2 protein-coding genes are annotated in these 1,654 nt (G+C 74.4%); both read left to right on the top strand.

What is annotated here, in order from left to right:
- The first annotated feature begins 192 nt into the window (after positions 1-192).
- The gene (locus tag AC2VNT_RS17080; protein ID WP_486947984.1) at positions 193-681 is read left to right on the top strand and encodes an SWIM zinc finger family protein; all 489 of its coding nucleotides are present in this window, start codon (positions 193-195) and stop codon (positions 679-681) included.
- A 30-nt stretch (positions 682-711) separates the two neighbouring features.
- Positions 712-1,560: a hypothetical protein gene (locus tag AC2VNT_RS17075; RefSeq protein ID WP_486947983.1), complete on the top strand. Its 849-nt coding sequence runs from the start codon at positions 712-714 to the stop codon at positions 1,558-1,560.
- The last annotated feature ends 94 nt before the right edge of the window (positions 1,561-1,654 follow it).

Here is a 1,654-nt window from a genome sequence, read left to right as displayed (position 1 = left end):
ATCCACCGGCTCGGACGCCAGCGCGAGCACGGCGAAGACCGGGCATCCGGATGCTTGTGCAGCGGGTAACCCAGCTCGGTGGCCGCCGGTGCGGTCGAGGTGACGGTGAGCAGCACCCGGCGATTATCGCGGACCGACCACCCGCCGTCGATCGGACACCGGACCGGTCTCGCGTCGGTTAGCGTCGGAGCCGTGGACGCGACACCGGTCGACGACGGCGAATCGGCCGGCTGGTCGCCGGAGCGGGTGCGCGAGTTCGCCGGCAAGGCCTACCCGGCCGGGCAGCGACTCGCCGCGGCGCCCGGCTGGTCGAACACCGGCAGCACCGAGACGCTGCTCTGGGGCGATTTCCAGGGCAGCGGCCGGGCGTACCGGGTGCAGGTGAATCTGCTCGCCGGGACCTACAAGTGCTCCTGCCCGTCCCGGCAGTTCCCGTGCAAGCACGTGGTGGGGCTGCTGCTGTGCTGGTGCGGCGGCGGTGTCGGCGCCGGCGAGGCGTCGGCGGAGCTGCGGCGCTGGGTGAGCAACCAGGAGGCTCCGGCCCGGGCCGCCGCCCGGCCGCCGAGTGAGCAGACGGTCGCTGAGCGGGAACGCAGCGTCGCCGACGGGCTGGACCAGCTGGACCGGTGGCTGGACGACCAGGTGCGCAACGGCATCGCCGGGGTGGGCGCCGACCCGTAGGCCCGCTGGAGCGAGCCGATCGCCAAACGGATGGTGGACGCCAAGGCGCCCGGCGTGGCCGGCTGGCTGCGCGCGCTGCCCGGGCACCTCGCCGACCCGGACTGGCCGCGGCGGATCATCGAGGAGTGGGGGCTGCTGCGGTTGCTGACCGACGCCTACCGCAACCGCGCGGCACTGCCGCCGCAGACCGCCGCGGCGGCGCGCCGCCAGATCGGCTTCACCGTGTCGCGCGCCGAAGTCTTGGCCACCGAGCCGGTGCCCGACACCTGGCAGATCCTCGGCTACGGCGAGACGCTGCAGGACCAGTACACCACCCGGCGAATGTGGCTACACGGCGAGGTGACCGGGCTGCTGACCAACGTGCAGTCCACCGCACCCAGTGGGGCCGCGCCGGACGTCCGGCTGGCGCCCGGGCGCGAGTTCACCGGCGCGGTGCATCGCTACCCGGGCGATCCGGCCGGTCTCCGGGTGGCCGTTCCCGACGGCGACGTGCGTACCACCGCGATGGCCCGGCTCAACGTGCTGCCGACCAGCATCGACCATGCGCTCGCCGCGCGGGCGGAGCTGCTCGCCGTCGACCCGTGGCTGGACCGGTTTCCGGCGGTGCTGCTGGTCCGCCCCGCCCAGCTGGCCGACACCGGGCAGACCCGGGTGCTGGCCGACGCCGACGGTGCCACCCTGCCGGTCGACTGCGACGACGGCCGGTGTGCCCGGCTGTCGGTCGGCACCGGTGGGCGGCTGTACCCGGTGCTGGTGGAGATCACCACCGCCGGCGCGGAGCCGCTGTCGATCCTCAGCGATCCCGCGCCGGCCCAGTACGCTGGCGGTGGGGCGCCGGTGACGACGCTACTGCCCGGACCGATGGTGACGACGCTGTGAGCGACTACGTCCGGATGGTCTCGGCGGCCACCGTCGGACTCGGCGCGAAACCGCTGCCCGGGACCGGGTTCGACGCCCCGGTCGACGCCGTGGC

It is taken from the genome of Mycobacterium sp. TH-M15, from assembly GCF_057473705.1.
This window is presented reverse-complemented; position numbering and strand designations above follow the sequence as displayed.